Origin of the sequence: Xanthomonas sp. SHU 199 (genome assembly GCF_000364665.1) — a bacterium.
GTDB classification, from domain to species: Bacteria; Pseudomonadota; Gammaproteobacteria; order Xanthomonadales; family Xanthomonadaceae; genus Xanthomonas_A; species Xanthomonas_A sontii.
Genome location: NZ_AQOI01000836.1, coordinates 1 through 2,003, shown reverse-complemented (window position 1 = coordinate 2,003; position 2,003 = coordinate 1). Strand labels below are relative to the sequence as shown.

Below are 2,003 nucleotides of genomic sequence, written 5' to 3'. Positions count from 1 at the left end.
CGGCCGGCGCCGGCCCGGACCCGGCAGCGGGCTGCTCCCGGCGGCGCGTGCCAGCCGGCCGCGCTCAGCAGTTGGTGTTCAACTCGTGGCAGTCGGCGCGGCGCACTTCCTCGACGAACTTGCGCATCTTGTGGCCGTCCTTGATCCCGGGCTGGCTCTCGATGCCGCTGGACACGTCCACGCCCCACGGCAGGGTGCCGATGATCGCGTCGAACACGTTGTCGCCGTTGATGCCGCCGGCGAGCAGGAACGGCCGGTGCAGGCCGGTCGGCAGCCGCGACCAGTCGAAGGTCTTGCCCGAACCGCCGCTTTCGCCGGGGGCGTGGCTGTCGAACAGGAAGCCAGCGGCGTTCGGATACTGCAATTGCAGGGTGCGCGCATTCACCTCGCCGCCGCCCATCGGCACCGCCTTCAGGTACGGCAGGTTGAAGCTGCGACAGAAGCCGTCGTCCTCGTCGCCATGGAACTGCAGCAGGGTCGGACGCACCGTGCGCAGCACCTCGCGCACCTCGTCCTTGGGGTTGTCGCGGAACAGCGCCACCACGTCCACCATCGGCGCGGCGGCCTGGCGCATGGCCCGCGCCTCGGCCGGCGCCACCCGCCGCGGGCTGCCATGGGCGAACACGAACCCGATCGAATCCACGCCCAACTCGCCTGCCAGGCGGATGTCGCCGGCGCGGGTCATGCCGCAGAACTTGATGCGGGTGCGATACAGCGTGCGATTCATAGCGTGACCTCGTCCGGAAGCGTCCAGTGGGCGGGATAGAGGGGACCGACGAACACCAGGCCCTGCGGCGGTGCCGTCGGACCAGCGACGCGGCGGTCGCGTCCCGCGAGCAGTTCGCCAATCCAGGACACCGGCTTTTCGCCCGTTCCCACCATGACAAGGGAACCAACGATATTGCGCACCATGTGATGAAGGAATGCATTGGCCTGGACCTGGATCTCGACCAGCTCGCCGCTGCGGGTCACCGCGATCGACTGCAGCTCGCGCCGCGCGTGCAGCGCCTGGCACTGCACGCTGCGGAAAGCACTGAAATCCTGCTCGCCCAGCAGCGCCTGCGCCGCCGCGTGCATAGCGTCGGCCTGCAGCGGCCGCCGCTCCCAGCTCAGGGTCTGCCGGTACAGCGCCGGGCGTACCTGGCGGTTGAGCAGGCGGTAGCGGTAGCGGCGCGCGCGGGCGGAGAAGCGCGCGTGGAAGTCGTCGGCCACCGGCACGCACCAGCGCACGCACACCGAGGGCGGCAACCGCGCGGTGGCGCCTAGCATCCAGCCGCGCGCCGGGCGCGGCGCATCGCAATCGAAATGCACCACCTGGCATTCGCCGTGCACGCCGGCATCGGTGCGGCCGGCGCAGACGACGCTGACCGGGGCGTCGGCCACCGACGACAGCGCCGCCTGCAGCGTGGCCTGCACGCTGGGGCCGCCACTCTCGCCGAGCTGCTGCCAGCCCTGGAACTCGCTGCCGTCGTATTCCACGCCTAGCGCGTAGCGCATGGCGACCTCCACTGCAGTGCGGCATCGACGTCGGCGCGCGCTGCGGCCGACGCGCGCAGGGACCAACACGAGGCGCCTGCAACGCCGCCGCGGCAGTGCCCCTGCCCGACCGGAAGCGCGCGCTTGGCGCGCGCCCGTCGCCGATGCGCAAAATGCCGCTGGGCCGTCCCGATCCAGGCCGGACGGCCGCGGCGAGCGCGCCGCGCGCCGCCTGCCACCATCAGTCCAGCCGTCCCAGCAATTGCAGCGCTTCGGCGCGTGCGGCCGGATCGCCACTGGCCGCGACCTCGGTCAGCAGGGTACGTGCCGTCTCGTTGTCGCCCAGATCCATGTACGCCACCGCCAGTTCCAACCGCTCGCGGCCCGCCGGCGGATACGGCGACGGTGCTTCGGCCGGGGCCGGGGCCGGCGCGGCAGGCTGATGCCAGGTCGGCTCCTGCCGGCCGCCGCCGGCGTCCTTGTCGGCATGGGCGTCGCCGCCCGGCACTGCGACCACCGGCGACGGC

Annotated in this window: 3 protein-coding genes; all 3 read right to left on the bottom strand. The window is 72.2% G+C overall.

Features of this window, described 5'->3' with window-relative positions; genetic code table 11:
- Nucleotides 1-64 precede the first annotated feature (64 nt).
- Nucleotides 65-727 carry a phosphoribosylanthranilate isomerase gene (locus tag D183_RS0122870; RefSeq protein ID WP_010342993.1) on the bottom strand — a complete coding sequence of 221 codons (663 nt, stop codon included), beginning with the start codon at nt 725-727 and terminating at the stop codon, nt 65-67.
- Nucleotides 724-1,497, bottom strand: coding sequence for a tRNA pseudouridine(38-40) synthase TruA (truA, locus tag D183_RS0122865; RefSeq protein WP_017911049.1), 774 nt, complete (start codon nt 1,495-1,497; stop codon nt 724-726). The genes D183_RS0122870 and truA overlap by 4 nt, the downstream gene beginning before the upstream one ends.
- A 220-nt stretch (nt 1,498-1,717) precedes the next feature.
- On the bottom strand, nt 1,718-2,003 hold a 286-nt coding region (locus D183_RS27115; RefSeq protein ID WP_039729484.1), incomplete at its 5' end, for a FimV/HubP family polar landmark protein.

What these genes read in the sequence shown, in the direction of transcription:
- D183_RS0122870 (WP_010342993.1), bottom strand. Translation starts at nt 727, where the DNA reads ATGAATCGCACGCTGTATCGCACCCGCATCAAGTTCTGCGGCATGACC.
- truA (WP_017911049.1), bottom strand. Translation starts at nt 1,497, where the DNA reads ATGCGCTACGCGCTAGGCGTGGAATACGACGGCAGCGAGTTCCAGGGC.